The organism is Collinsella sp. AM44-11, assembly GCF_003467145.1.
In the GTDB taxonomy this organism is placed as follows: domain Bacteria; phylum Actinomycetota; class Coriobacteriia; order Coriobacteriales; family Coriobacteriaceae; genus Collinsella.
This window is the reverse complement of the sequence record NZ_QSFE01000032.1, coordinates 1-1882: the sequence shown is the minus strand read 5'-3', so window position 1 is coordinate 1882 and position 1882 is coordinate 1. Positions and strand designations below refer to the sequence as shown.

Below are 1882 nucleotides of genomic sequence, written 5' to 3'. Positions count from 1 at the left end.
CCCGCGCGCGAGCCGCACCGTGCCGTTTATCTCCAAGGCCACCGGCGTGCCGCTGGCCAAGTGCGCGGCGCGTATCATGGCGGGCGATTCCATCGCGAGCCTGGGCCTGCCGAGCGACGAGCGTCAGCTGGACTGGTTCTGCATGAAGGAAGCCGTTATGCCCTGGGGTCGTTTCCCCGGTGCCGACGTTATCCTGGGGCCCGAGATGAAGTCGACGGGCGAGGTCATGGGTATCGCCAAGAGCTATCCCGAGGCATACGCCAAGACGCAGCTGGCGATTGACTACAAGCTGCCCGATCCGAGCGCCGGCAAGGTGTTCATCAGTGTGTGCGACCGCGACAAGCGCCATATCCTTTCGGTCGCCCGCATCCTGCGCTACCTGGGCTTTGATATCTGCTCCACCGAAGGTACGGCGCGCGTGCTGCGCGGCGGCAACGTGACCTGCGAGATCGTGGAAAAGATCAGCGGCCCACATGATGGCGAGCGCCCCAACATCGGCGACCTCATCGCCGATGGCAAGATCGCGGTGATTATCAACACGCCGTACGGCCCGGGTTCGCGCGGCGACGGCTATCTGTTGCGTACCGAGGCGGTGCGCCGCGGCGTAACCTGCGTGACCGCGATGTCTGCGGCCAACACGTACGTGAGTGCCATCGAGGCGGTGCGCGAGGACCAGCAGGGTCACGGCAGCGCCAACGACATGGGCATGGACGTCATCGCCCTGCAGGACCTGCCGCAGTACACGGTGTAGATTGACCTGTCCGGCCGGGGCGGGAGGGGGACACTTTCTCTCGGAAACTGGGCTTCGCGAAGTTTTCCGAGAGAAAGGACCGCCTCCCGCCCCGGCCTGCGGTGACTCGGTAGCACCGTGTGCTGCTGAAGGGGCTTTGCGCGATGACTAGGGCTGAATAGAAAATGAGTGTGGGCCCTGCCGTTCGTTCGAACGAACGGCAGGGCCCACACTCATTTTCTATTCAGCCCTAGTCATCGCGCAAAGCCCCTTCAGCAGCACACGGTGCTACCGAGTCACCGCAGGCCGGGGCGGGAGGCGGTCCTTTCTCTCGGAAAACTTCGCGAAGCCCAGTTTCCGAGAGAAAGTGTCCCCCTCCCGCCCCGGCCGGACAGGTCAATCTACACCGTGTACTGCGGCAGGTCCTGCAGGGCGATGACGTCCATGCCCATGTCGTTGGCGCTGCCGTGACCCTGCTGGTCCTCGCGCACCGCCTCGATGGCACTCACGTACGTGTTGGCCGCAGACATCGCGGTCACGCAGGTTACGCCGCGGCGCACCGCCTCGGTACGCAACAGATAGCCGTCGCCGCGCGAACCCGGGCCGTACGGCGTGTTGATAATCACCGCGATCTTGCCATCGGCGATGAGGTCGCCGATGTTGGGGCGCTCGCCATCATGTGGGCCGCTGATCTTTTCCACGATCTCGCAGGTCACGTTGCCGCCGCGCAGCACGCGCGCCGTACCTTCGGTGGAGCAGATATCAAAGCCCAGGTAGCGCAGGATGCGGGCGACCGAAAGGATATGGCGCTTGTCGCGGTCGCACACACTGATGAACACCTTGCCGGCGCTCGGATCGGGCAGCTTGTAGTCAATCGCCAGCTGCGTCTTGGCGTATGCCTCGGGATAGCTCTTGGCGATACCCATGACCTCGCCCGTCGACTTCATCTCGGGCCCCAGGATAACGTCGGCACCGGGGAAACGACCCCAGGGCATAACGGCTTCCTTCATGCAGAACCAGTCCAGCTGACGCTCGTCGCTCGGCAGGCCCAGGCTCGCGATGGAATCGCCCGCCATGATACGCGCCGCGCACTTGGCCAGCGGCACGCCGGTGGCCTTGGAGATAAACGGCACGGTGCGGCTCGCGCGCGGG

2 pseudogenes are annotated in these 1882 nt (G+C 64.7%); one reads left to right on the top strand and one right to left on the bottom strand.

The features are described from left to right. Positions 1 to 751: pseudogene (carB, locus tag DW943_RS10285) on the top strand (carbamoyl phosphate synthase large subunit); the annotation flags it as partial. A gap of 380 nt (positions 752 to 1131) precedes the next feature. Here the strand turns inward: carB (DW943_RS10285) and carB (DW943_RS10290) are convergent. Continuing rightward, positions 1132 to 1882 (bottom strand): annotated as a pseudogene (carB, locus tag DW943_RS10290) (carbamoyl phosphate synthase large subunit); the annotation flags it as partial.